21 protein-coding genes are annotated in these 25,546 nt (G+C 36.3%); 15 read left to right on the top strand and 6 right to left on the bottom strand.

Annotated elements, in window-relative coordinates; all coding sequences use genetic code 11:
* The first annotated feature begins 14 nt into the window (after positions 1-14).
* From nusB to coaE, 6 genes are all read left to right on the top strand, one after another.
* Positions 15-1,274, top strand: coding sequence for a transcription antitermination factor NusB (nusB, locus tag AC07N0_RS00700; RefSeq protein WP_492800314.1), 1,260 nt, complete (start codon positions 15-17; stop codon positions 1,272-1,274).
* 68 nt (positions 1,275-1,342) lie between these two features.
* Positions 1,343-1,642: a YtxH domain-containing protein gene (locus AC07N0_RS00695; RefSeq protein WP_492800313.1), complete on the top strand. Its 300-nt coding sequence runs from the start codon at positions 1,343-1,345 to the stop codon at positions 1,640-1,642.
* 29 nt (positions 1,643-1,671) lie between these two features.
* Entirely contained in the window at positions 1,672-2,109 is a 438-nt protein-coding gene (locus AC07N0_RS00690; protein ID WP_492800312.1) for a DUF1573 domain-containing protein, read from the top strand.
* Between the two features lie 39 nt (positions 2,110-2,148).
* Entirely contained in the window at positions 2,149-2,463 is a 315-nt protein-coding gene (gene yajC, locus AC07N0_RS00685) for a preprotein translocase subunit YajC (protein WP_492800311.1), read from the top strand.
* Positions 2,464-2,620: 157 nt separating this feature from the next.
* Positions 2,621-3,295: a YbbR-like domain-containing protein gene (locus AC07N0_RS00680; protein ID WP_494587741.1), complete on the top strand. Its 675-nt coding sequence runs from the start codon at positions 2,621-2,623 to the stop codon at positions 3,293-3,295.
* A complete protein-coding gene (gene coaE, locus AC07N0_RS00675; RefSeq protein ID WP_494587740.1) occupies positions 3,295-3,888 on the top strand; it encodes a dephospho-CoA kinase in 594 nt (197 codons plus the stop codon). Before AC07N0_RS00680 ends, coaE begins: the two co-directional genes overlap by 1 nt.
* A 69-nt stretch (positions 3,889-3,957) precedes the next feature.
* Here coaE and AC07N0_RS00670 read toward each other — a convergent pair whose 3' ends face one another.
* Positions 3,958-4,605, bottom strand: a complete 648-nt coding sequence (locus AC07N0_RS00670; RefSeq protein WP_494587739.1) for a T9SS type A sorting domain-containing protein — start codon at positions 4,603-4,605, stop codon at positions 3,958-3,960.
* A gap of 154 nt (positions 4,606-4,759) precedes the next feature.
* The gene (locus AC07N0_RS00665; RefSeq protein WP_494587738.1) at positions 4,760-6,496 is read right to left on the bottom strand and encodes an OstA-like protein; all 1,737 of its coding nucleotides are present in this window, start codon (positions 6,494-6,496) and stop codon (positions 4,760-4,762) included.
* Between the two features lie 35 nt (positions 6,497-6,531).
* Here AC07N0_RS00665 and tilS point away from each other — a divergent pair, with 35 nt between their 5' ends.
* Entirely contained in the window at positions 6,532-7,860 is a 1,329-nt protein-coding gene (tilS, locus tag AC07N0_RS00660; protein WP_494587737.1) for a tRNA lysidine(34) synthetase TilS, read from the top strand.
* A gap of 84 nt (positions 7,861-7,944) precedes the next feature.
* Here tilS and AC07N0_RS00655 read toward each other — a convergent pair whose 3' ends face one another.
* Entirely contained in the window at positions 7,945-9,759 is a 1,815-nt protein-coding gene (locus AC07N0_RS00655; RefSeq protein ID WP_494587736.1) for a serine hydrolase, read from the bottom strand.
* Positions 9,760-9,980: 221 nt separating this feature from the next.
* Here AC07N0_RS00655 and AC07N0_RS00650 point away from each other — a divergent pair, with 221 nt between their 5' ends.
* The 6 genes from AC07N0_RS00650 (at position 9,981) to rlmF (ending at position 15,471) form a co-directional block, all read left to right on the top strand.
* Positions 9,981-10,481, top strand: coding sequence for an RNA polymerase sigma factor (locus AC07N0_RS00650; protein WP_494587735.1), 501 nt, complete (start codon positions 9,981-9,983; stop codon positions 10,479-10,481).
* 42 nt (positions 10,482-10,523) lie between these two features.
* On the top strand, positions 10,524-11,126 hold the full coding sequence (locus AC07N0_RS00645; protein ID WP_494587734.1) for a hypothetical protein: 603 nt from the start codon (positions 10,524-10,526) through the stop codon (positions 11,124-11,126).
* Positions 11,127-11,200: 74 nt separating this feature from the next.
* A complete protein-coding gene (locus AC07N0_RS00640; RefSeq protein ID WP_494587733.1) occupies positions 11,201-12,082 on the top strand; it encodes a TraB/GumN family protein in 882 nt (293 codons plus the stop codon).
* A gap of 132 nt (positions 12,083-12,214) precedes the next feature.
* The gene (locus tag AC07N0_RS00635) at positions 12,215-13,060 is read left to right on the top strand and encodes an MOSC domain-containing protein (protein WP_494587732.1); all 846 of its coding nucleotides are present in this window, start codon (positions 12,215-12,217) and stop codon (positions 13,058-13,060) included.
* A 57-nt stretch (positions 13,061-13,117) separates the two neighbouring features.
* Entirely contained in the window at positions 13,118-14,362 is a 1,245-nt protein-coding gene (locus AC07N0_RS00630) for an MFS transporter (RefSeq protein WP_492800297.1), read from the top strand.
* A 155-nt stretch (positions 14,363-14,517) separates the two neighbouring features.
* Positions 14,518-15,471, top strand: coding sequence for a 23S rRNA (adenine(1618)-N(6))-methyltransferase RlmF (rlmF, locus tag AC07N0_RS00625; protein WP_494587731.1), 954 nt, complete (start codon positions 14,518-14,520; stop codon positions 15,469-15,471).
* Positions 15,472-15,553: 82 nt separating this feature from the next.
* On the opposite strand, the gene AC07N0_RS00620 is transcribed toward rlmF, so the two are convergent.
* The gene (locus AC07N0_RS00620; protein WP_309914291.1) at positions 15,554-15,799 is read right to left on the bottom strand and encodes a DUF1456 family protein; all 246 of its coding nucleotides are present in this window, start codon (positions 15,797-15,799) and stop codon (positions 15,554-15,556) included.
* A 256-nt stretch (positions 15,800-16,055) separates the two neighbouring features.
* On the opposite strand from AC07N0_RS00620, the gene AC07N0_RS00615 reads away from it, so the two are divergent.
* A complete protein-coding gene (locus AC07N0_RS00615; RefSeq protein ID WP_494587729.1) occupies positions 16,056-17,834 on the top strand; it encodes a T9SS type B sorting domain-containing protein in 1,779 nt (592 codons plus the stop codon).
* Between the two features lie 141 nt (positions 17,835-17,975).
* Here AC07N0_RS00615 and gcvP read toward each other — a convergent pair whose 3' ends face one another.
* Both gcvP and AC07N0_RS00605 read right to left on the bottom strand, forming a co-directional pair.
* Positions 17,976-20,864 carry an aminomethyl-transferring glycine dehydrogenase gene (gcvP, locus tag AC07N0_RS00610; RefSeq protein WP_494587728.1) on the bottom strand — a complete coding sequence of 963 codons (2,889 nt, stop codon included), beginning with the start codon at positions 20,862-20,864 and terminating at the stop codon, positions 17,976-17,978.
* A gap of 276 nt (positions 20,865-21,140) precedes the next feature.
* On the bottom strand, positions 21,141-22,217 hold the full coding sequence (locus AC07N0_RS00605) for a DUF5694 domain-containing protein (RefSeq protein WP_494587727.1): 1,077 nt from the start codon (positions 22,215-22,217) through the stop codon (positions 21,141-21,143).
* A gap of 445 nt (positions 22,218-22,662) precedes the next feature.
* On the opposite strand from AC07N0_RS00605, the gene carB reads away from it, so the two are divergent.
* Positions 22,663-25,503: a carbamoyl-phosphate synthase large subunit gene (carB, locus tag AC07N0_RS00600; protein WP_494587726.1), complete on the top strand. Its 2,841-nt coding sequence runs from the start codon at positions 22,663-22,665 to the stop codon at positions 25,501-25,503.
* The last annotated feature ends 43 nt before the right edge of the window (positions 25,504-25,546 follow it).

Below are 25,546 nucleotides of genomic sequence, written 5' to 3'. Positions count from 1 at the left end.
TTTGTGCTTGAATAATGCTTTTTTCTTTAAAAAATACTAATTTTGCACCCTCTTTGGATAAAGTAATATTACTTTACCGAAGCTTCACTACCAAAACGTTCTTTCTAAATTACCCAATGGTAAACAGACGACTTCTCCGAACAAAGGCATTTCAAAGCCTTTATGCCTTCCGCCAAGCGGAACGTGCTGATTATCAGTTAGCATTTGACCAAATTGCTGATTCTTTTCTCCCAAATCTTGACTTAATGATTCCTAAAGAGCAACAAATGCTAAAGCTAGATGCTTTGCGTAAGTTGGCTGAACAGCGCTTTGAGGAACTATTCAATCTGAAATCGACAGATGATACCATTCCTGCTGAAGCTAAAAATGCAGCAAGATATGCATTGGAGTCATATAAAAGTTATGTAAAAAAAGACAAAGCTACGATTACTGATAATATGGTAGCGGAGGTGGAAGGAGTATATGATGCTTATCTGAAAATGCTTCAATTGTTGTTGGAAATTACTGAAATTGCGGTTTGGGATGAGCAACGTCGTTTGGTTGAAACAGACCACCGTACGTCAAGATTAGCCAGAAACCAAGTATTGATGGCCTTGAAGAATTTACCGATGTTTACTACGGGTATTATCAGGAGCAATGCTAAGTGGGGAGAAGAAGACCAAAACCTTTTGCGTAAACTTTTCTTAGAAGCAATCTTGCCTGATACTACTTTCCAGTCGTACCTTCGTATAACAAAACATACTTTTGAGGAAGATTTGGCGTTGGTTCAGTATCTTGTAAAAACTTTCATACTGAAACATCACCTTATTGCTGATTATTTTGAGGAAAAAGACCTAAATTGGAACGAAAATAAGGATGTACTTAAAAGCCTTTGTGTAAAGACTTTTAAGATTGAAAAAGTGGAAGATTTGACACTACAACCTTTGGCATTAAATTGGGACGATGATAAGCATTATTTCGTAGACCTTTTTAATAATGTGCTGGATAATGACGAATCTTATGAGAAAATCATTACAGACCAAACGCAAAACTGGGAAGGCGACCGTCTGGCGATGACAGATATGCTTATCTTGAAATTGGGCTTGGCAGAAATGATTCATTTTACCAGTATTCCTGTAAAAGTATCAATCAACGAATACATTGAATTGGCAAAAAACTATTCAACACCAAAGTCAGGGCAGTTTATCAATGGTTTATTAGACGTACTTTCACAGAAATTACAGAAAGAAGGAATCATCAGAAAGTCGGGACGAGGATTGATTGATAATAAATAATGGTTATTTGAACAACGCCACAGGCATAATCTATAAATTTGATTTTTTAACCGATAACTTGCAATACAATGAGTAAATCATCAAAAACATTTTGGGCATTCATGACTGGCGCTGCCGTTGGAGCTGCCTTAGGAATTTTATATGCGCCTGATAAAGGAGAAAATACCCGTAACAAACTGTTTTATCAACTTCAAAAGTATCGTGACCAATTACAAGGTTTAATTTCAGATTTGATTGATGGAAAAGAAATCCCTGAGACAATGGCCAAAACTGAAGGTAAGAAAGTAGTAAACGAAGCACGTGAAAAAGCAGAACGTTTATTAGAAGATGTAGAAAGCATGATGAGTCAGATTAAAGCTAAAGCCTAATTTTTGAAATTAATTTGAATATTCATCGTATGAAAAAAGCAATCATTTTGGCATTGGGTATTAGTGTTTTTTTTGCTTGTCAAAATAAACAAAAGACCGATAGCCAGACAATGGCAGACTCTGCATCTGCATATAAACCGACGAGTGATAAATTCCCTGTGATGCAAGCTGATTCACAATCAGTAGATTTAGGTGTAATTACACAAGGTGATACCATTATCCACATTTATAAATTTAGAAATACTGGTAATATGCCATTAGTGCTAAGTAGTGTAAATGCATCGTGTGGTTGTACTACGCCATCGTACTCTACTTCCCCAGTTCAACCGGGTGAGCAAGGCTTTATTAAGGTGAAATTTGATAGTAAAGGCAAAGAAGGAAAGCTTAGTAAAACAGTAACAGCGATAGCTAATACAACTCCTGCCGAAAACACTTTTTCTTTTAAAGTAGAAGTACTAAAGAAATAGTAAGACCACAAAGAATATTTAATCAAACAAAAAACAAATATGTTTAACAGTATTTTATTACAAGGAATGCTCGGTGGAGGTGGTGCATCTTCTCTTTTATTAATTGGTGGTATGTTCGTTGTCATGTATTTTTTCATGATTCGTCCTCAACAAAAAAAACAGAAAGAGCAACAATCATATGTTGATGCATTAAAAGCTGGCGATAAAGTAGTAACGATTGGTGGTTTGCACGGTACTGTTACTTCTGTAAGAGAAAAAACAGTTGTATTAGAAGTAGATTCAAGCAAAGGAGTAAGAATGGTATTTTTGAAAACAGCCATTTCTAAAGACTCTTCAGCACAGATTGGCGAATAAAATTTGTCATTTCCCTAATTGAAGTTACCTCAAAACGATGAGATGTTAGGCACGATAGTTTTAGTATTTAAAATATCTGCGTAATGTCATTGGCTTAAAACTATAGTACGTTAGGCATGATAGTTTTGAGATAACTTCAATTTGTAAATTCTTTCAGATGAAACCCGCTCCTAAAAAAACTGATTTCAAAGCTGTAATAGTGAGCCTATTCGCTGCTATTATTTTTTGGATAATGAATGCCTTGAACAAAGAAGGCTATTCACAAAAAATTTCCTTTCCTATTCGTATTACTTACGACGATTCTCTTTACATACCAACTCAGCCACTTCCTGAAAAAATTTCTGTCAATGTTTCTGGTAGCGGATGGGATTTATTACGCAAGTCATTTGCTTTTAATAAAACGCCTATTCAATATGCGATCACTAAGCCTCTGAAGACTAAGTTCTTGAATACTGGCATGCTGACAGATTCTATTGCTGAATATATCAGAGATGTACAGGTGAACTATATAGTAGCTGACCGTTTTGAGCTTGAATTTGACAGGAAAATTAAGAAAGAATTTACGTTAAAAATAGATAGCTTACATATTCCTTTGAAAGAGCATTACGTAGTTTCTAGTGTGATTAACCTTAGCCCGAGAGTATTGACGATAGAAGGCCCAGAATCTATGTTGAAAGACATGGATAACACAATTTATATTAAAGTGCCTGGACAACAGATTAAAGATAATTTTGATGATGAAATAGGGTTGCCTTTTGCTAAAAACGGTATGTTGAAAACTAGCAAAAATAAAATCAATGTAAGTTTTGAGGTTGAAGAATTATTGAAATAATGACAAAGGTAATTGGCATTACAGGGGGAATAGGGTCGGGCAAAAGTCTTGTGTGTAAGATTTTTTCTATACTAAGTATCTCAATTTATGAAGCCGATACACGTGCTAAATGGCTTGTCACTCATAATACTTCGCTCAAAAATTCGATTATTCAATTATTAGGAGAAAATGCTTATACTGCCAGTGCTGAATACAACCGCGAATGGGTAGCTTCGCAAGTATTCAATAATGCTGATTTACTACTTCAATTAAATGCACTAATACATCCAGCAGTTCGGCAAGATGCCCGAACATGGATTGAAGAACATCAACAAGATTCATTTGTATTGTATGAAGCTGCACTCATGAAAGCCGCGGGGGATGGAAATGCCTTTGATAAAGTAATTGTGGTAGATGCTCCAAAAGCCCTAAGAATAAAGCGTGTAAAGGAAAGAGACGGACGTACAGAGGAAGCAATTGAAGCCATCATTGCCAGACAAATATCTGAAAGTGAAAGATTGAAAATTGCTGATTTTGTAATTAATAATGACGAGAAAGAACCCTTATTAGAACAAGTATTAGCTTTGTATAAAGAACTAACAGCAGGACAATAATAAAGGCTCAGGCACAAAAAAACCACTTTCAATGCGAAAGTGGTTTTTTTGTTACTCTTTAGCTTCTATTCACTGGTGTCTAACCAAAAGTTTTTTGGTTACCAGTGATCTACCATCAGCAGACAGTTGATATAAATAAATGCCATTTCCCCAGTCTTTGGTAGAAATCTCTTTTCTTGAAGCATCTTTGTCTAAAACTTCTTCTTTAATCTCACTACCCAAAACGTTGTAAAACGTGATTTTTACTTCGTTTACTTGGGATGAAATACTATATTTAATCGTCGCAATATCGTCTGCTGGATTAGGATAAATATTCCAAATTGATATTTTGTCGTTGTTGAAAAGTTTATCGTCAGCACTAAAAGATTCTTCTACTTTGGTCTCTACAGATGTTGTTGATGCCACCACTTGAGAATCATTTTTTACAGCATAATTTTTAGGCGTTTGCACCATCAACGAATTAGTAAAATACTGACTAATAGCAGCACTCTGATAGTTTACATTCCTATCAAGAGAAAGATGCGATGGCTGGAAATATGAGAAAGGCATCTTTTTGTAAGATGACGAACTTGTAATCTGGCTCATAGTCTTTTGCTTTGGCTTAACATCCAAGCGACTTTTGTAGCGATTCTCAGTAGTCTGAGCAATCCCTGATATCGATGATATCAAGCATCCCCAAATTAACCAAGCTTTTGTATTAAAGAGTATAGGTTTCATTTCATTTAGTATTTCTTTATGAAGACAACATTAATCAATTGATAAATATTTTTACGCCTCTATATTATTATAGACCTAAAAATCGTTTGAAAGGTTGCTTTTGCTTTTAAATATTTTATTTATAGAACAAAAATATATTAAAAAAGTTCAATTTTCAAAGTTTCGGCAACGATTTTTTGTTTATTTTATTATGCGGCAATTCATTAATTTTCTTTTCTATCTTTTTTTCTACCTTTTTTATCAAGACAGAATCCTTTGAAGCAGTTAATGGAGGGGTAATAATAGGACGTGCAACTCTTGCTAAAATACTTGCTTTATTAGGCATTTCGTTTATTCGCCACCTGAATCCATCCAACTCTTTATCGTCTTCTTTTACTTCTTTGGGCGGAATAAACTTACCATCTGGTTTAGCTAAAAAAGCTATGCGAGATATCTTGTTTTTAGCAAAATTCATATTCATTTTCCCACATTGTACCCTATTCATCCCAGTTAGGGTATTTTTTTCATCAATTGCGTAATAGATACTTTCCCCATTTCCCTCCACATTCACACGTTCAATTTTAGAATCATCTGTAAATCTAACCACCATTTTACGGCCTTTAATCTGGTTATAGTTAGCTAGTGTATCTGTGGCAATCACGAAAGACTTGCCCTTCATATTCATCACACTGATTTTATTTCTTTTCAGTAAAATATTGATTGAATCAGCTTCCGATTGATTTTTTAAATTCCAGAGAATAGGTTTCTGATAAAAATAAATGGTTGAGTCTGAAACATTATAGCTCAGCGAGTCGCACTTTGCTGCAAAATCACTTTTAGAAATCATGACTCTTTTATAAGCATACATTTTCTTCGTTTTGGTTTCCTTGTTATCCAATGAAACCAAGGTGTCTGCCGTTAAAAAAAGTGTATCATTCTCAAAAACATTCTTCAATAAAGCATGTCCGAATACTCTAGTAACCCCAGTTTTCTTAGCATATCTACCACGGTCGCCCGTAAGGATAGCCTTGTCTTTTTTCGAGACGAAATGAATATTCCCAATCGCAATACCAATTTCGGTTGGCGGGTCATAAATCATCGTATCGGCCGTCATGGTATAATCTTCCGTTTTTACAGTCGACCGCCCTTTTAGGTTCGAAATTTTTGTGACAGTATTATACTGGCTACCGGGGTTGGCATAAGTGGTATCTTTTTTATTAACAACCAAGGTAGGGGCTATAAAAAAAGCTTCTTTTGATAAGGTGCTATACCGTAAGGAATCTCCCGTTAGGCTACCATCCTTATCGATAACGTGAACATCCGTTTTAAAATCAAAAAGCTTTGTAACCGTATTATAATAGCCTTCTCTACTGGTCAACGTACTCTTTTTATCAATGATTTTACCACCAGTATTGTAGTAAGCAATGCTAGTATTTAGATTATAATCTAGCTTATTGGTAGTAAGTAAAATCGTTTTATCGTCTAACTTCACATGACCATTGATGATTGCTTTTCTATCATTACCGAAATAATAGGCAGTATCACCAGTAATCGTAACAGTATCTGCTTGAATAATTTTTACTTTCCCGTAAGCTTCAAGAATATTCGTTGTTTCGTTCAAAATAGCCAGATTACAATACATCAGCGTAGTGCCTTGTCGCAAGGCGACATTGCCAATCAGTTTCTTCATTTGCATAAATGGCTGGTTCTGACCAATCAAACTATCGGCTTTAATGATATCTACTTGGCTTCCACCAGTAGTTTGGGCATTAGCTGAAAAAAAAGTAAAAAATGATAAAATTAATCCTATAAAAATATACGATAAAGTACTGGAAATGGATTTGACTATTTCAAATGCTTTCATCGATTCTGGAATTACTTTTATTTGATGTATTTTTGTGGAATATTTCATAAATCTTGTGCTTGCAAAATTAGCCAAATAAAATCATGCTCAACGAGTTTTTAACGTTTATTAACAAACAAAATCTTATTCAACCGTCTCAAAAAGTACTTTTAGCGGTAAGTGGTGGTATGGATTCTGTCGTGATGTGCGACCTTTTCAGCAAAGCAAAACTTAACTTTGCGATTGCCCATTGCAATTTTGGACTTCGTGGCGAGGAATCGAATGAAGATGAAATGTTTGTGAAGAAACTGTCTATTAAATACAAAGTACCTTTTTACGTAACTACCTTTCAAACGACTGATTTTGCCGAAAATGAAAAAATTTCTACGCAAATGGCTGCGCGTATTTTAAGGTATGAATGGTTTGAAAAAATAAGAACCCAACATCAGTTTGACTATATCGCTACGGCGCATCATCAGAATGACGTACTCGAAACAGTATTATTGAATTTGACCAAAGGAACAGGCATAGCGGGCTTGCATGGTATCAGGGTAAAAAACGGTCATATTATTCGTCCAGTGTTGTTTGCTGAGAAAGAATCCTTTTTTGACTATGTCGTAGAAAATCAGATTATCTGGCGTGAAGATTCTTCGAATGAATCTAATAAATACCAACGTAACCTGATTCGTAATGAAGTAGTGCCTTTGTTAAAGCAAATCAATCCAAATCTTGAAAATACCATTCAGCAAACCATAGAAAGAATTTCGGCAGTAGAAGATATTTTTGAACAAGAAATGGAAATGCTCAGAAAACAAATCACTTGGTCAGATTCGCAGGCAGTTTATGTGAATTATAAAGCCATTCAAACGCTTTCGCAACCTGTGATTAAACTAGCAGAATTGTTAAAACCTTACAATTTTAGCTATCAACAAAGTCAGGATATTGTTGAAGCTTTTGATAAAGAAGCAGGCAAAATGTTTCTTACCCCAACACATACCTTGGTAAAAGACCGTACAGAACTGGTAATTACCCCGAAGAATCTACAGGCTTTTACAAGCAAAACCATTGAGACCAATAATGTGGTAGTAGAGTTTGGCGATAGAATGTTGAACATTGGTGAGTTTACAGAAATAGAAGAAGATTTTGTAGTGCCTACGGCTAAAAAATTAGCTTGTTTGGATGCCGACAAGGTTCGCTTTCCGTTACAGCTACGTAAGTGGAAAGAAGGTGATTGGTTTTGCCCGCTAGGAATGAATAAAAAAAAGCTCATCAGTGATTTCCTGATTGACCAAAAAGTACCTTTGAACTTGAAAAAAGAAATATACCTGCTTACATCAAACGGTTCGATAGTTTGGGTAATTGGCTTTAGAATTGATGATAGATTTAAAGTAACTGAAAAGACTACTAAGGTTTGTTTGATGGAAGCAAAGTAAAGGGAGTTTTGAGTGTGGAATGCGGAGTTGAAGGGAACAAAAATAAGGCTATCTGTCTTTGTAAGATAGCCTTATTTTTGTTCCTTATTTCTTTTTAGTCGCTTTAAAATTACCATTTGGTTGAACAAAAGTAAGCGCAGTCACTTCCAGACTTGGCGTTATGTCAAACAAAACACTATAACCTTTCAGCTTGACAAGGTTAAATTTATGATTGCCAATAGAGGCTAATTCATATTCGGGCTGACCAGGAATGAAGACATAGAGTGTTTTTTCATTTTTAACATACGTTTTAATCGTAACGCCTCCTAAATCAAACTCGCCTACATACTTTTTCAATTCTTCTGCCGAAATAGGCTTGATAGGAATCACTCTACTAAACACAACTGGTTTACCGATAGTAGGTTCCAATCCTATGGCTGATAAGGTTTCAATCTCACCATTAACTCCCGTGTTGAATTGAAAAAATATTGAACTTTTATTCGTCGTATCAATGCCATACCTAGTATCAAAATTCAAGAAAGTATCATAATGATAATGCGAAAGCCACCATTTGTGATTGGGCGATTGTAAAAACAATGAATCTCCTTTTTGATTGACATTTAATTTCCCATAACCATCACTAGCAAATATACCAGTATAGTCGGTAAGGCTATGCGAAGGTTTTGTATTCGTTTTTCTGTTGCTTGTTGGTTTATTTTGAGCTTCTTTTGACTCTTTGATGGCTTTTTTATACGACTTCAACCGTTGTCCACTCCAATTATAATATTTAAGGTCGAGCATCTTGTCGGCTATGACATTACGTACAAGCGTAGGAATAGCAGAACCATCTTGATTTGTCAGCACAACAATACCTAAACTATCACTAGGGAAAAAAGAGGTGTTGGCACTGAAACCATCAATATTTCCACCATGTTCTACCCGATAATGTCCACGATAGGAGGAAAGAAGCCACCCAAATCCATAAGTAGATAGGTGGAGGTCAGGGGTTTCTTTACTGGGCAAAGCACCGTTTATGACCATCTGAGAAGAAATCGCATCTGTAACATATTGAGGAGATAGAATTTCTTTCCCTTCAAATTTACCACCATTAATCCAAGCGGATACCCAATTCGCCATTTCTAATACATTACTATTAATACTACCCGCAGGGCCCATTTCATCGATATTAAAATAATCTAAACGATAAATCAAGCTATCCTTTTTTAATCCGTACCCTTTAGCCACATCACTACTTTTATCAAATTCTTTGATAGAGAAATGAGAGTTTGTCATATTTAGCGGCTTAAAAAAACGCTCTTTAATATTATCTTCCCAACTTTTGCCGGTAAGTTTTTGTGCTACAATACCTTGAGCCGCAAACATGAAATTATTGTATTGCCAGCGTTCGCGAATACCAGTAGAAGGCTCTAAAAATCGAATACGCGTTAAAATACTATCGCGAGTAGTAGGAGAAAAATACCAAGAATAATCATGTCTGGGAAGTCCTGTACGATGGGTCATCATATCACGAAGGGTGATTTTATTATTCATATCATCGTTGTAGAACTTCAGTTCAGGTAAATAATTACTCACAGGCTTGTCTAATTCCAGTTTGCCATCTTTCTGTAAAAGACCAATCAGCGAAGCCGTAAAGGCTTTTGTACACGAACCGATTGCGAATACAGTATTCGGTGTAACTGGTAACTTATTTTCATAATCACGGTAGCCAAATCCTTTTGCATATACCACTCTGTTTTTTTGGATGATGGCTACTGCAAAACCAGGGGCTTTCCAGTCGACAAGAATATGGTTTAACGCAGTATCTAAACCCGCAAATCGGTCAGGGACAGGAGTTTTTCGTTTTTGAGCATTAGATAAGAAAGTGAGGAATAATAAGCAGGTTATCAGTAGCTTTTGCATAATTTTGAATTGACTTTTAGAGATATTAAGAATCATTCAATTTAAACAAAATCTTAGATAGATTGAAATAGGTATGTGTTTTATTTTATGGGCTTTTTGCCTTTGCTATCGTCCCCGAAATAACTTCAACAAGGACAGATATTAAAATTGATAAAAATAATCTCTTTTTTGTGTAATTATCGTAATCTTCGTTCGACTAATCATTCAAAACCTCCAATGTATTGAACCAAATAGTAGAAAATCAATTTGTTGAACTAATCAAAATCCATCAGGGCATCGTGCATAAAGTGTGCGGAATGTATCGTCGTGACCACGATGACCGAAAAGATTTGTTTCAAGAAATTGTGATTCAATTATGGAAAGCTTTTCCGAAATTTAGGCACGAAGCAAAGGTTTCAACATGGATATATCAAATTTCACTAAATGTCGCTATTTCTGATTTTAGAAAAGAAAGTAGAAAACCTATCCGAGTAGAATTATCGGAAACCATTACCAATATTTCAGACAATCAATACGACTATGGTATTGAAGAAAAACTAACGGTATTGTATCAGGCTATCGACCAACTATCTGAAATTGAAAAGGCTATTATTATGCTGTATTTTGAAGAAAAGAACAACGAAGAAATTGCTGAGATAATCGGTATTAGTCAGAATAATGTAAGAGTAAAAATGACTAGAATACGTGAAAAACTAAGAACTTTGATGGCTAATGCCAAATAGTTTCACAACTATTGTAAAAACTATTATGCTCCAAAACAAAAGATGGAATTAGACGAATTAAAAAATATTTGGCAACAAACATCCCTTGAAAGTATGTCTGCTCAAGTGATTGAAAATGATGAGTTTTCAATGATGATGAAGGGTAAATCAAATGATGTGATAGCAAGACTCAAAAAAAACATGATGTTTGAGTTCAGCATAAGCATTTTGTTTATCCCCATTTTCCTATACTTTATTTTTTTTACTGATATTCCTGTTTTTCATAAATATATTTGCTCAATCCTGACTTTTACTACTATTGTTACGCTAGCTGTCTTTTGGTTTGAATATCGTTCTCTGCAAGCCTTTGAAACAAGATTAAGCTTAATTACTTCGTTACGTATTACAGTAGAACAATGCTCAAAATTCATACTTATCTACATGATTATCAATTATGTGCTGATTTTTCCGATGATGTTTTATGGAATGGTAGTGGGTGTAGAATTGACAGGGCAAGAATTATCCTTAACATTTTTAATAGCTATTACCGTAATTACTTCTCCTTTAGGCTATTTTTGGGTTAAATTTTATATCCGTAAAGTATATGGACAGCACCTAGACAAACTAAAAAGCTGTTTAGCGGAATTAGAAGAGAGCATAGACTAAGCGATATTGGTACAGACACAAACAAAATTTTTACATTCAGGCAAGAAACAAAACCTTTAATATTTATTCCCCCAATGGCAAATCCTATTAAATTCTTTACCATTTCATTAATCTTTAGCTTTCTATATTTCTCTAAGATTTATGGACAAAAAGAAGAGAAATCATTACTGTATGAAATTTCAGGCAATGGACTTTCACAACCTTCCTATATTTTTGGTACCATACATGTTATTTGTAAAGATGATTTTTTCTTGCCAGAAGTTGTAAAAAATAAGTTTGCCAAAGCTCAGCAAGTTTATTTAGAAATCGATATGGATGACCCGTCGATGATGACAGAAATGCAAAAGAATATGATGATGCCCGACGGCAAGACGTTGAAAACAATCATGTCAGAAGCTGATTATACCAAAGTAGCCAAGTTTTTTAAAGACTCTTTAAAAACCAATATTGCTTTTATGGATGGCATGAAGCCTTTTATCCTAAGCTCTATGAGTATTCCTAGTATGTTAGGTTGCCCAATGCAAGGCTATGAGGAGGTTTTTATCAAGATGGCACAAGAGCAGAAAAAAGAAGTAAAAGGGCTTGAGTTAGTACAAGAACAATTTGATGCCGTAGATAAAATGGGCATGGAAAAACAAGCCGATTTGATGCTAGTAAAAATGGTAGATAACTGGACAGACGGGAAGAAGGAATTAAAACAGCTGATTAAAGACTATAAAAAACAAGATATAGAAGCATTGCTGTCGGACATAACTAACTCACCGACATCAGATGCTGGTTTTGAAAAAGATTTACTTGAAACCAGAAACGCCAATTGGGTTCCTAGAATGGCTACTATTATGAAAGAAAAAGCTACCTTTTTTGGTGTAGGAGCGGGGCATTTAGGAGGTACGAAAGGAGTATTAACCTTATTAAAAAAACAAGGTTATACGGTAAAAGCTGTAACTAAAATCTAAACTAGATGCTGATAAAGTAAGCATTGGAACAAGAGTAAGAAGAATAATTACGTTCTTTTTAAGAAAACAAAAACCTGTGTGAATCATCAAATTCCACAGGTTTTTGTACTTTTGGGGGAAATTATAAATATTATGCTTCAACTCTCTGAAATCTGGATTTACCCCGTAAAATCGCTCGCAGGCATTAGTCTTCAAAAAGCAAAAGTTACCGAAAGAGGTATTGAAAATGACCGAAGATGGCTTTTAGTAAACGAAGATGGTGCTTTCCTTACCCAAAGACAATTCCCACAGTTAGCGCTTTTTCAGCCTAGTATTGATGATGAATTCTTGACGATTACCCATAGAAAAAACATTATTGCGCCTCTTAAAGTAAGTATTACGCCACCCAATCATCATGAATATGTGCGTGTAAAAGTGTGGGATGACACCATAGATGCCTTGGAAGTAAGTACTGAAGCCAACGAATGGTTTTCAAAGGCTTTGGCAATGACTGTAAGATTAGTTTATATGCCCGAAGACAGTAGGAGGGAGGTAGATAAAAAATATGCCATTACTGGCGAAGAGATAACGTCTTTCTCAGACGCTTATCCTTTTTTAGTAATCGGACAATCGTCTTTAGATGATTTAAATAATCGTTTAAAAGAGCGCGTAAAAATGAATCGTTTTCGTCCGAATTTAGTTTTCAAAGGAGGAGAAGCTTATGAAGAAGATAATTGGTACGAAGTGCAGATAGGAAAAGCCACCTTTTGGGGTGTGAAGCCATGTAGTAGATGTATCATGACGACGGTAGACCAAGAGTCTGGAGAAAAAACAGGTAAAGACCCCCTCTATACATTATCAACCTATAGAAGGGCAGGTAAAAAAGTATTGTTTGGACAAAACTTACTAGTAACTGTGTTGGATACCATACAGCTTGGCGATAGTGTCAATGTGATAAGTACTAGAAAATTGCCTCAATTTGAAATAGGAGTTTCTTAATGGGTTTCTCTTGAAAAATGTATTACGCTAATCATTAATGAGAACAAACTTAAAAATATGACAGATTTATCCCCCAAACAATCTCCTTACGAAGCCCTTAAATACCCAGAATTTGTAGCCTTCATTTTTGCTAATGGTTTTGTTACGATGGCATTGCTCATTCAAGAAGTAATTCTTGGATATTCTATTTATAAAATCACCCATGACCCTCTGGCACTTGGTTTAATTGGTTTGGCAGAAGCCTTACCTTATATTTCATTAGCATTGTTCGGAGGACATTTTGCCGACCGTAGAAATAAGAAAACCATTATGCAAATTAGTTTAGCTTTTATTACTTTGGGTTCAGTCGTATTAATTTGGGCAACTAATCCTACGAGTGGTCTGACCCAAGCCCAAATGTTAATGGTTGTTTACGGAGTAATTATGCTGATTGGTTTTTCAAGGGGGTTTTATAGCCCAGCATCAAGTTCATTGAATCCATTTTTAATTCCCAAAGACGTTTTTGCTAATGCTGCTACTTGGCAGAGTTCTTTTTGGCAAGCAGGAGCTATTTTAGGCCCAGGTCTTGCAGGTTTTTTATATGCTTATCTTGGGCTTACGCATGCTTTATGGTGTGTAGTAGGGTTATTTGTGTTGGTAATGATACTCATTTCTATGATAACTGCTCCGCCAATTCCACAGCAAAATGAGCAAAAAGTAAATATCTTCTTCTCACTTCGTGAAGGAATCGTGTATGTTTTCAAAACAAAGATTATCCTTTATGCTATCTCATTAGATTTGTTTTCAGTGCTTTTCGGAGGGGTAATTGCCTTATTACCAGTGTATTCAGAAGATGTACTCCATGTAGGTGCCGAAGGGCTGGGGATTCTAAGAGCCGCTCCTTCAATTGGGGCTGTATTGTGTATGATTGTGATGGTTTATATCCCACCTTTGGGGAAAGCTTGGCGTAACTTACTCTTAGCGATTGCAGGTTTTGGCTTGGCTACGTTGGTTTTTGCGGTATCTACTAATATCTGGTTATCGGTTGTTGCTTTGTTTTTTACAGGCGTGTTCGATAGCGTAAGTGTTATTATTCGCCAAACTGTTTTACGTTTCTTTACTCCTGACGAAATGCGAGGAAGGGTTTCTTCTGTGAATGGCATTTTTGTGAGTTCATCTAATGAATTAGGGGCTTTTGAATCAGGATTTTTGGCTAAAGTAATGGGAACAGTACCATCTGTAATATTTGGCGGAGCGATGACCTTAATCATTGTGACCATCGTATGGATTCGCTCAAAAGAATTATTTGATTTGAGACTGTAATTGTTTGTTAATAACATTGATTCCTCAAATTTCAATAGGGTGCGATTAATACTGATGGCATGACTTCAAGTCATGCCATCAGTGACCTTCATACAAGACAAACACCTAATTACTATTGACTAATCACCAATCACTAAAAATATCACTAAAAGAACTTGACTAAAGATTCTGTAAAAAATATTTCCGAGAAATCTAGCTTACATCCTCGAAATCCTCATCGTTTTCGATATGATTTTAAGGCATTGAGTGCTAGTTTACCCGAGCTAACAAAATTTGTTTTTCACAATCAATTTGATGTTGAAAGCATAGATTTTGCCAATCCAGAAGCCGTGAAAGTACTTAATAAGGCTTTATTAAAGCATTTTTATGGTATTAGCCATTGGGATATTCCACGCAATTATCTTTGTCCACCTATCCCCGGTCGGGCAGACTATATTCATTATTTAGCAGATTTACTGGCTAGTGGCAACAATGGAAATATACCAAGAGGAAATAAGATACAAATATTGGATATTGGCATGGGTGCAAACTGTGTCTATCCCATTATCGGTAGCCATGAATACGGTTGGAAATTTGTAGGAGCAGATATTGATAAGAAAGCCATAGAATCGGTCAAGACAATTATTGAAGCCAATGATTCTTTGAAAAATACAGTGGAATGCAGATGGCAGGCATCTGCTACGAATATCTTTAAAGGAATTATCCAACAAGACGAATATTTTGATTTGACTTTATGCAATCCTCCTTTTCATGCTTCGTTAGCCAAGGCAAAAGCTGGCACTGAGCGCAAATGGAAAAATTTAGGGAAAAGTAATAATAAGGTACTTAACTTTGGAGGACAAAATAATGAACTTTGGTGCGAAGGTGGCGAAGAAACATTTGTAGCAAATATGATAACTGAAAGTACGATGTTTGCTAATAATTGCTTATGGTTTACTTCGCTTATTTCCAAGAAAACCACCTTGCCAAAAGCATATGCTTTATTAAAAAAAGTAAAGGCTTTAGAGGTAAAAACCATTGATATGGCACAAGGTCAAAAAGTAAGCAGAATACTTGCTTGGACATTCCTGACAAAAAGCCAACAGCAAGATTGGCAAACAAAACGTTAGTAATAAGCTTTGAGCTTTCAGTATAAGATGTTGATATTCAGTTTTATAGCTTGTTGTGCATAGATTACTTACTAATAAGCTATTACTTTACTGGCGATGGCTTTTTGTCTTCTTTAGGACCTCTTAAATGAATTACTAAGCCATTCAAAAAGTTTCTTAGAATCTGGTCTCCACAAGGTTTAAAATTTGGGTGGTCTTCGTTGCGGAACAAAGCACCAATTTCTGCTTTTGATACGTTGAAATCTACCAATTTTAGAATATCTACAATTTGGTCATCTCTTAATTGAAGAGCTACCCTTAGCTTTTTTAAAATATCGTTATTAGACATGGAATGATTGCTTAATGATTATTTCTATCAGCAAAGTTACCGCCTTCTCTTCATTTTTCAAGTTGCTTTCTTTCTATAGGATGATTAATTTTGAATCCGAAAGCTGATAATGAGTAATTAATCAATTTAATTACTTAATTTTCAATCTGGTAGAAGTCAGACGATTGATAATATTTATTACTGCCAGTCGTTTTTAGGAATAGCCAAATTTGTTATTAGGTATAAATTACCTCCAAACAGAAAAATCATCAACAGAGTGTTTCATCTTCAAAAAGCATTGCGTATTTATTTTACTTTCATGATAGTCTTGCTGAGTTTTTCACAGCAGGCTAAATCGCAGGTACTCGATGCTTTTGATTTAAAAAAAGATGCGGCTGGTCTTTGTCCAGGGGGACAAATTAGGGTATACATAGACCCAAATCCTAACTACGTTTTCTACTCTTGGGAAATCCTTCGTGATAATGGCTGGTCTGCTGTTCCTTTTGCCAATAATCCATCACTTAGCCACAACGAAGCTTTGCCATATAGGCTAAAGGTAATAGATGTAAACGGTGTGGTAATGTATTCTAAACAATTAGATGTAGTTATATTACCTGCACCACAGTCAATCATCACGCCTGTGCCTAATGTCAATCAGATTTGTCAAGGCGATGAAGTAAGGCTAGATGCCAACCAGTCACTGACAGCTTTTTATAAATGGGAATATGAAGGGACTATTTTAAAAGACGATGGTCTTTTTATAACAGCTAAAAAAAAGGGAACCTATAAACTCCATGTTACTGATCAGAATGGATGTACCACTGAGTCACAGCCTTATACATTAAGTTATTTTTCCTCTCTTGTCGTTCAGTTAAATACAGTACCCACTATTTGCGGGCTAAATACTGTTCCTTTCAATCTTCAAGGCTCGCCCGCTGGCGGAGAATATCGAGGAATAGGAGTAACAGATAAAACATTAGGTACTTTTAGCCCTGCTGTGGCAGGTGTAGGAAAACATGAAGTTTCTTATGCCGTACCCAATACAGGAGCTTGCCCTGAAATTGTTGAGAAAATTACAGTTACCATTGCTGCCCCTAAGGCAACTATTACCAATGACCCAAATAGGACAGAATTTTGTGAAGGAGATTTAGTAACCTTGAAAGGGCCAACAGGACTAACTAACTATAATTGGTTTTTGAATGGAAGCAGTATTAGTACCGACAAAGACATACAAGTAAGGACTAACGGAGATTATACCCTAAAAGTAACCGACGAACTAGATTGTAATGATACTTCAGCACCTGTTAAAATAGCTTTTTTTAATAGCTCGTCTACTTCAATGGAAACCGTTGCTTCTGTTTGTGGAACAGAACATCAGCCTGTTACGTTAAAAGGCTCTCCGTCTGGAGGTATTTTTACGATTGATAACACAACGGCTACAGTATTTGATTATAAAAAAGCAGGTATTGGTAAGCACGTTATTAAATATAAAATAAATGGAGTATTGAGCTGTTTAAATGGCGAGCTTAGCCAAGAAGTTTATATTGAAGCATTGCCCAAATTGAATTTAGGCAATGATATATATTTAGCCAAAGGAAATAGCGTAACATTAAAGGGCTATATCGGTTCAGACTATACCTATGCATGGTCGCCAAGGAATTATCTTGATAATCCTAATGCTCCCAATCCTGTTGCATCACCCAACCAGAGTATTCGATATACACTTTTAGCAACCAGTCCCAGAGGGTGTAGTGCCAAAGATTCTATCGCTGTGCTAGTTTACGACAAAGTATACGTGCCAACTGCTTTTTCTCCTAATGGAGATGGTCAAAACGATAAATGGGAATTATCTGGTATCAACAATTATCCTGATGCTGAAATATATGTTTATGATAGATGGGGAAATGTAGTATTTTATTCAAAAGGAAATTATGCGCCTTTTGATGGAACAAACTCGGGAAATCAATTATATGAAGGCACTTATATTTATAAAATTATCCTGTATCCAGACCATCCTATTTTTCAATATAATGGTACATTGACGATACTGCGGTGAGTTTTTCCATCATTATCACTAGCGAAGGGACTTAAGTCCCTCGCTAGTGATAATGATGGAATTTAATCGCATTTTTGAGCATAAAAAAGCCCCTTCTCTGAAAGAGAAAGGGCTTTTTTATTATTATATCCGATTCAAGCTTTAAGCCTGTGCATATTCTTCGATAGGCAAACAGCTACAAACCAAATTACGGTCGCCATAAGCTGAATCAATTCTTGAAACTGCTGGCCAGAATTTAGTAGCTTTCACATACGGAAGTGGGAATACTGCTTTCTCACGTGTATATGGTCTATCCCATGTTTCTGATAATACTACCGACTGTGTATGTGGAGCGTGTTTCAATACATTGTTTGCTTTATCCGCCTGACCATTTTCTACTTCACGAATTTCTTCACGAATGGCAATCATGGCATCACAGAAGCGATCTAATTCAGCTTTTGATTCTGATTCAGTCGGTTCTATCATCAATGTACCTGCTACAGGGAATGAAAGCGTAGGAGCATGGAACCCATAATCCATCAAACGTTTAGCAATATCTTCTGCTTCCACACCTGCTGATAATTTGAAAGGGCGACAATCCAAAATCATTTCGTGGGCACAACGTCCTTGCGAACCTGTATAAAGTACAGGATAATATCCCTCTAAACGAGCTTTCACATAGTTAGCATTCAAGATGGCAGTTTCAGTAGCACGCGTCAAGCCGTCGCCACCCATCAACGCAATGTATGCATAAGGAATAGTAAGGATAGATGCCGAACCGAATTGAGCAGCAGAAACCGCTGTAATACCTAATTCTCCACCAGTATCTTTTACGACAGCATGGCTTGGTAAGAAAGGTACTAATTGTTTCGCCACACCGATAGGCCCCATGCCTGGACCACCACCACCGTGAGGAATACAGAATGTTTTATGAAGATTTAAGTGGCAAACATCAGCACCAATCGTAGCTGGCGACGTTAAGCCTACCTGAGCATTCATATTAGCGCCGTCCATATATACTTGTCCGCCAAACTCATGAATCATCGCACAAATCTCTTTGATAGATTCTTCAAAAACGCCATGTGTTGAAGGGTATGTCACCATCAAACATGATAAGTTTGCAGCATATTGTTCAGCCTTAGCTCTTAAATCTGTAAGGTCGATATTTCCGTTTTCATCACATTTGGTTACGACAACCTTCATGCCCGCCATTACTGCCGACGCTGGGTTGGTACCATGTGCAGAAGAAGGAATCAAAGCAATGTTTCTGTTGAAATCACCACGAGATTCATGATAAGCACGAATTACCATCAAACCAGCATATTCACCTTGTGCGCCAGAGTTTGGTTGGAACGACATCGCTGAGAAACCTGTGATTTCACAAAGCCAATCGTTCAACTCATTAATCATTTGAGTATAACCACCAACTTGATTTTTCGGAGCAAACGGATGCACGTTACCAAATTCAGCCCAAGTAACAGGAATCATTTCGGTAGTAGCATTCAATTTCATCGTACAAGAACCCAAAGCAATCATGGAATGTACCATTGATAAATCTTTGTTTTCTAATGCTTTTAAATAACGAAGCATTTCATGTTCTGAATGATAACTATTGAATACTGGATGTGTTAAATACGTTGAAGTACGTTTTAGCGACTCATCGAATGCGTAGTCTACTTTATCAAACAGCGTAGCAACTTCTACTTCTCTTCTGCCGATTTTTTCAAAAATATAAACAATTGTCTCTACGTCTTCTACCGTACAAGTTTCATCCAGAGAGATTCCGATATAATTATAGTCTTCGTAATAACGGAAGTTTACGCCATTGGCTACAGCTTCCATTTTCAAGCGTTTTTCATTTTCGCCTACTCTTACTTTAATGGTATCGAAATATGAATCTGTTTCGATATCATAGCCTAGGCTTTCTAACGCTAGTGCTGTTAATTTTGTCAAACCGTGTACTCTTTCGGCAATAGCCTTCAAGCCTTCTGGACCATGATAAATAGCATAAGCCGAAGCCATTACTGATAATAATACCTGTGCGGTACAGATGTTTGAAGTAGCTTTCTCACGACGAATATGTTGCTCACGCGTCTGTAAAGCCATACGCAATGCACGATTTCCTTCAGCATCTACAGAAACACCAATGATACGACCCGGAATCTGACGTTTGAATTCTTCTTTTGTCGCAAAGAAGGCAGCATGTGGACCACCAAAGCCCATAGGCACACCAAATCTTTGTGAAGTACCAATTACTACATCAGCACCCATCTCACCTGGTGATTTCAATAAAGTAAGGGCTAGCAAATCAGAAGCCACTACTACATTGATACCTAGTTCATGAGCCGAGGCAATAATATCTGTATAATCAAATATTTGTCCGTCTGAGGCAGGGTATTGCAATACCATCGCATAGATGTCTTCTTGGGTTAAGTCAACAGTGCGGTGGTCGCCAATTAATAATTTAATACCCAATGGCAATGCCCTTGTCTTCAGTACATCGATTGTTTGTGGATGACAATGTTCAGAAACGAAGATGGTTTCAGCATTTTTCTTTCCAGCTTTTCTTTGTCCGTGAAGCATCGTCATCGCTTCCGCAGCAGCCGTACCTTCGTCTAATAAAGAAGCATTGGCAATTTCCATTCCAGTTAAATCAATAATCATGGTTTGGTAATTTAACAACATTTCTAAACGACCTTGGGCAATTTCTGCTTGGTAGGGCGTGTAAGCTGTATACCAACCCGGATTTTCAAGAATGTTTCTTAAAATAACGGCTGGTGTATTGGTATCGTAATAACCCATCCCAATATGAGACTTGTAAGTGTCGTTCAATTGTGATAGTTTCTTGAAATCTTTCAAAAATTTGGCTTCAGACTTTGCCTTTGGAAGATTCAAGGGACGAGATAAATGAATGGCAGCAGGAACAGTTTGATTGATGAGTGTTTCAATAGAATCAACCCCAATAATGCCGAGCATTTCCTCACGGTCTGCAACATTTGAATTGTTGTGGCGATTCTCAAATTTTTCTTGATACTGAAAGTTTATTTTCATTTTAGAAGGAAAAATAGTCTTAATACTTTGAATATGCTGCAAATTTAATGATAATTTATTGGAAACACGAAAGATAAAATATCGGCTTCCTTTAAATTAACCTGTTCAATTCGCTCAGATAACTGGAATTGAATTATTTGAAAAACAGGAGGTTAACAAAAAATGTTTCAAAGTTTAAATGAAATTAAATATAATATAGTTAATCATGGAATAATACAAAATAAGGCCTCTGTGTTCTACAGAAGCCTTATTTGAAAAATTTAATATGAAAGATGACTAATTAACTTGGTCGATTGTCTTAACGCTTACGTTAGGATTGCGTTCAAACATTTGTGCAAGTAGCCTTCTGTGCGAAGCTCCTACAAAAACCACTACCTTCTTAGCTTTACTTTGCTTGATGGCCTTTAGGGTATTTTGTACCATTTGCTCATTCCGTTGTTGCCAGTATTTTCTTTTTTCTTGGTAAGCCTCCAACGGAAAACCTTCTAATTGATAAATATCTTCTCTTAAAAAATCTCCCCATTCCGCTAGGTCATCAAACTCTTTGGTATTGAAAAAATGAATTTGCGTTCCTTCTTGATAGGCTGCTCTTAGTCTTTTTTGACTTGCATAATATTCTTTCATAAAAGCATCTATTGTTTTCAACGACTTCTTGCTGTTTAAATCGTTGGTATCTGCTTTTAATTTATCTTCAAACGCTGTATAAAGGCTATCTGATTTTTCCCAAGCTACATTCCAAAGAGGGTCAAAGCGCTGGCAATCGAAACCATATAGTTTTTGGATGTTCAATTCATCAGCCAAAGGAAAAACAAGGTTAGTATATTCGTTATTTTTACGACAGGTATATTTGATAAGAGAATCTTTCACATCGAATGTATTGCTCAAATAGTCACTTTCTTCTTTGTTTAAATCAGCTTTCATCAATTGATAAATCTGATAATGGGCATTGCCTAAATCTTCATTGAGGTACAAAGCATGGGCTAAATCTACTCTAGCTTGTTTAGAATCGGGATTTGCCTTTAAGGTTTTATAACTTTTTTTAATGATTTCTGGAATATCTTTTTCTTCTATGGGTTTTTTGGCGAGTAGTAAATCTCTTCTCTGAGTCATGCGCTCGCCATAATATGTCTCAATCACAGATTGAGATTCATTGTCTTTTGACAGGTATTCTGTACAAAAAATATCAGGTTTGAAGTTTCTAACCGCCTCTTTTACATAATCAAAATCATTGGTTACGTTAAGTTCGTAGTTATGCGAAGTCCCAATTAATAATATTTCTACCTTTTTTTGGGAAAGGCCGTCAAAATTTAAAACCAATAAAAAATTTATGAAAAGTAAGAATGTGATTTTCATTTGAAAAAATATGTTTATTAAAATGCACTTCATGAGGCAAAGATAAAGTTTATTAGATTAATATCATATTTTAAGTATATAATATAAATTTTTAAAGTAGAGCGTCTTGGATAAATCCAATAATAGCGATTTGTGAAAATGTAATTAAGGAAAGAATAAATTTAATTAATCCTTAAATTGAAATCTTAGCCTTTTACTTTCGTTGGTTTCTATTACCTTTGTACAATTTTTGGGGATACGTTATCGGTTATTCGTTAATAGTTATCCATTATGCTAGTCTCCGAGTTAAGTATCTCTTCAAAAATTACCCAAATCGCTTTCCAAAATCAGTGGTTTTAATTTTTTTAATTCTTGGATATTGTTCTTATCATAGAACATTGGGAAGTAAATACCTTAAAGAATGTCTTTAAATTAAAACTATCCAACTCAAAAACTAATACAAAAAGTGCCAAAAGATTCATCCATCAAGTCCGTTTTGATTATCGGTTCAGGTCCAATTATCATCGGTCAGGCTTGCGAGTTCGACTACTCAGGTTCGCAGGCAGCTCGTTCACTCCGAGAAGAAGGTATCAAAGTTGCTTTAATTAATTCCAATCCCGCTACAATCATGACTGATCCACTTAATGCGGATTATGTCTATCTAAAACCCCTTGATAAGAATTCAATCATCGAAATCTTAGAAAAACACCAAGCTGAAGGCATGCTAATAGATGCTGTTTTACCAACAATGGGAGGGCAGACGGCTTTGAACTTAGCCATCGACTGTGATGCTTCGGGTGTTTGGGAAAAATATGGTGTACGCATTATTGGTGTTGATATCAAGGCAATCGAGACAACGGAAGACCGTGAGAAGTTTCGTCTGAAAATGATTGAAATTGGTATAGGCGTTTGTAAAGGACGCACTGCTCGTTCGTTTTTGGAAGGTAAAGAGATTGCACAAGAAACAGGTTTTCCATTAGTAATTCGTCCTTCATTCACTTTGGGCGGAACAGGTGGAGGTTTCGTAAACAATCCAAAAGATTTTGATGCTGCCTTAAACAAAGGCTTGCATGCATCGCCAACACACGAAGTACTAGTAGAACAGTCTATCATGGGTTGGAAAGAATATGAGTTAGAATTATTACGTGATAATTTAGGAAACGTAATCATCATTTGTTCGATTGAGAACTTCGACCCAATGGGTATTCACACGGGAGACTCAATCACGGTAGCACCAGCCATGACATTACCTGATACAATCTATCAGAAAATGCGTGACATGGCTATCAAAATGATGAATGCTATCGGTCAGTTTGCGGGTGGATGTAACGTTCAGTTTTCTTTAAATCCAGAAAACGACGACATCATCGCTATCGAAATCAATCCACGTGTATCTCGTTCGTCTGCCTTGGCTTCTAAAGCTACGGGTTATCCGATTGCGAAAATTGCTGCTAAAATGGCGATTGGTTACAACTTGGATGAATTGACAAATGCTATCACAGGTACAACGTCGGCTTTCTTTGAGCCAGCACTTGACTATGTAGTAGTAAAAGTACCACGTTGGAACTTTGACAAATTCAAGGGAGCAGACAAAACATTGGGCTTACAAATGAAATCTGTTGGTGAAACAATGGGTATCGGACGTAACTTCCAAGAGGCACTTCAAAAGGCTTGTCAATCACTTGAAATCAAACGTAATGGTTTAGGAGCAGATGGTAAGGGATTGGTTGACCAAGATGCCATTATGCACTCTTTGGCAAATCCATCTTGGAATCGTCTATTCCATATCTATGATGCCTTCAAAATGGGTATTTCTTTCAAAACGATTCAGCAGACAACTAAAATCGACAAGTGGTTCTTATACCAAATTGAAGATTTAGTAAGAGTTGAAAACACGTTAGAGAAATATACGTTAAGCTCAGTTCCAAAAGAATTATTGGAAGAAGCGAAGCACAAAGGGTTTGCCGACCGTCAGATTGCTTACTCTCTACGTTGTTTAGAATCAGAAGTTTTTGAGAAAAGAAATAGCTTAGGTATCAAGCGTGTATATAAATGTGTAGATACTTGTGCGGCAGAATTTGAAGCCAAAACACCTTATTTCTACTCAACTTTCTCGCAAGGTTCAGAGACTTTAGATAACGAGTCAGTAAAAACAGATAAGAAAAAAGTAGTAGTATTAGGTTCTGGTCCAAACCGTATCGGTCAAGGTATCGAATTTGATTATTCATGTGTACACGGAATCTTGGCCGCTAAAGAAGCAGGTTATGAAGCCATCATGATTAATTCGAACCCTGAGACAGTTTCGACAGACTTTGATATTGCTGATAAACTATATTTCGAGCCAGTTTTCTGGGAACACGTTTACGAAATCATTCAGCATGAAAAACCTGAGGGCGTAATCGTACAATTGGGTGGACAAACTGCCTTGAAATTAGCAGAGAAACTTACTAAGCACGGCATCAAAATCATCGGTACTTCGTTTGAAGCCCTAGATTTAGCCGAAGATAGAGGAGCGTTCTCTACGTTATTACAAGAAAACGATATTCCTTTCCCTAAATTCGGAGTATGCGAAGACGCAGACAATGCCGTAGAATTGGGTCGTTCTTTGGGTTATCCTTTATTGGTTCGCCCTTCTTATGTATTGGGTGGACAGTCGATGAAGATTGTAATCAACGAACAGGAACTAGAACAACACGTAGTAGATATTCTAAGAGATATTCCGGGCAATAAAATCTTGCTTGACCACTTCTTAGAAAATGCTATCGAAGCAGAAGCAGATGCTATTTGTGACGGCGAAGATGTTTACATCATCGGAATCATGGAACATATCGAGCCTGCGGGTATTCACTCAGGTGACTCACACTCAGTATTACCTCCATTCGATTTATCGCCAAACGTGATTCGCCAGATAGAAGAACATACCAAGAAAATCGCGGTGGCACTTCGTACAGTAGGCTTATTGAACATCCAGTTTGCGATTAAAGACGAAGTAGTGTATATCATCGAAGCTAACCCTCGTGCATCACGTACGGTACCATTTATTTGCAAGGCTTACCAAGAACCTTATGTAAATTATGCTACTAAAGTAATGCTAGGGGCGAAGGTAAAAGACTTTACTTTCAATCCAGTGAAGAAAGGATATGCAATCAAAATTCCAGTGTTCTCGTTCAATAAATTCCCGAATGTAAACATGGAATTAGGACCAGAAATGAAATCGACGGGTGAAGCAATTTACTTCATCGATTCATTAAAAGATGACTTCTTCCGCAAAGTTTACGGAGAACGTAATTTATACTTGTCAAAATAAATGATAAGAAGTAGGTCTGTAGCAATGACTTTGTAAGGAGTAT

The organism is Arcicella sp. GW821-FHT09D11 (genome assembly GCF_059416265.1).
This window is presented reverse-complemented; position numbering and strand designations above follow the sequence as displayed.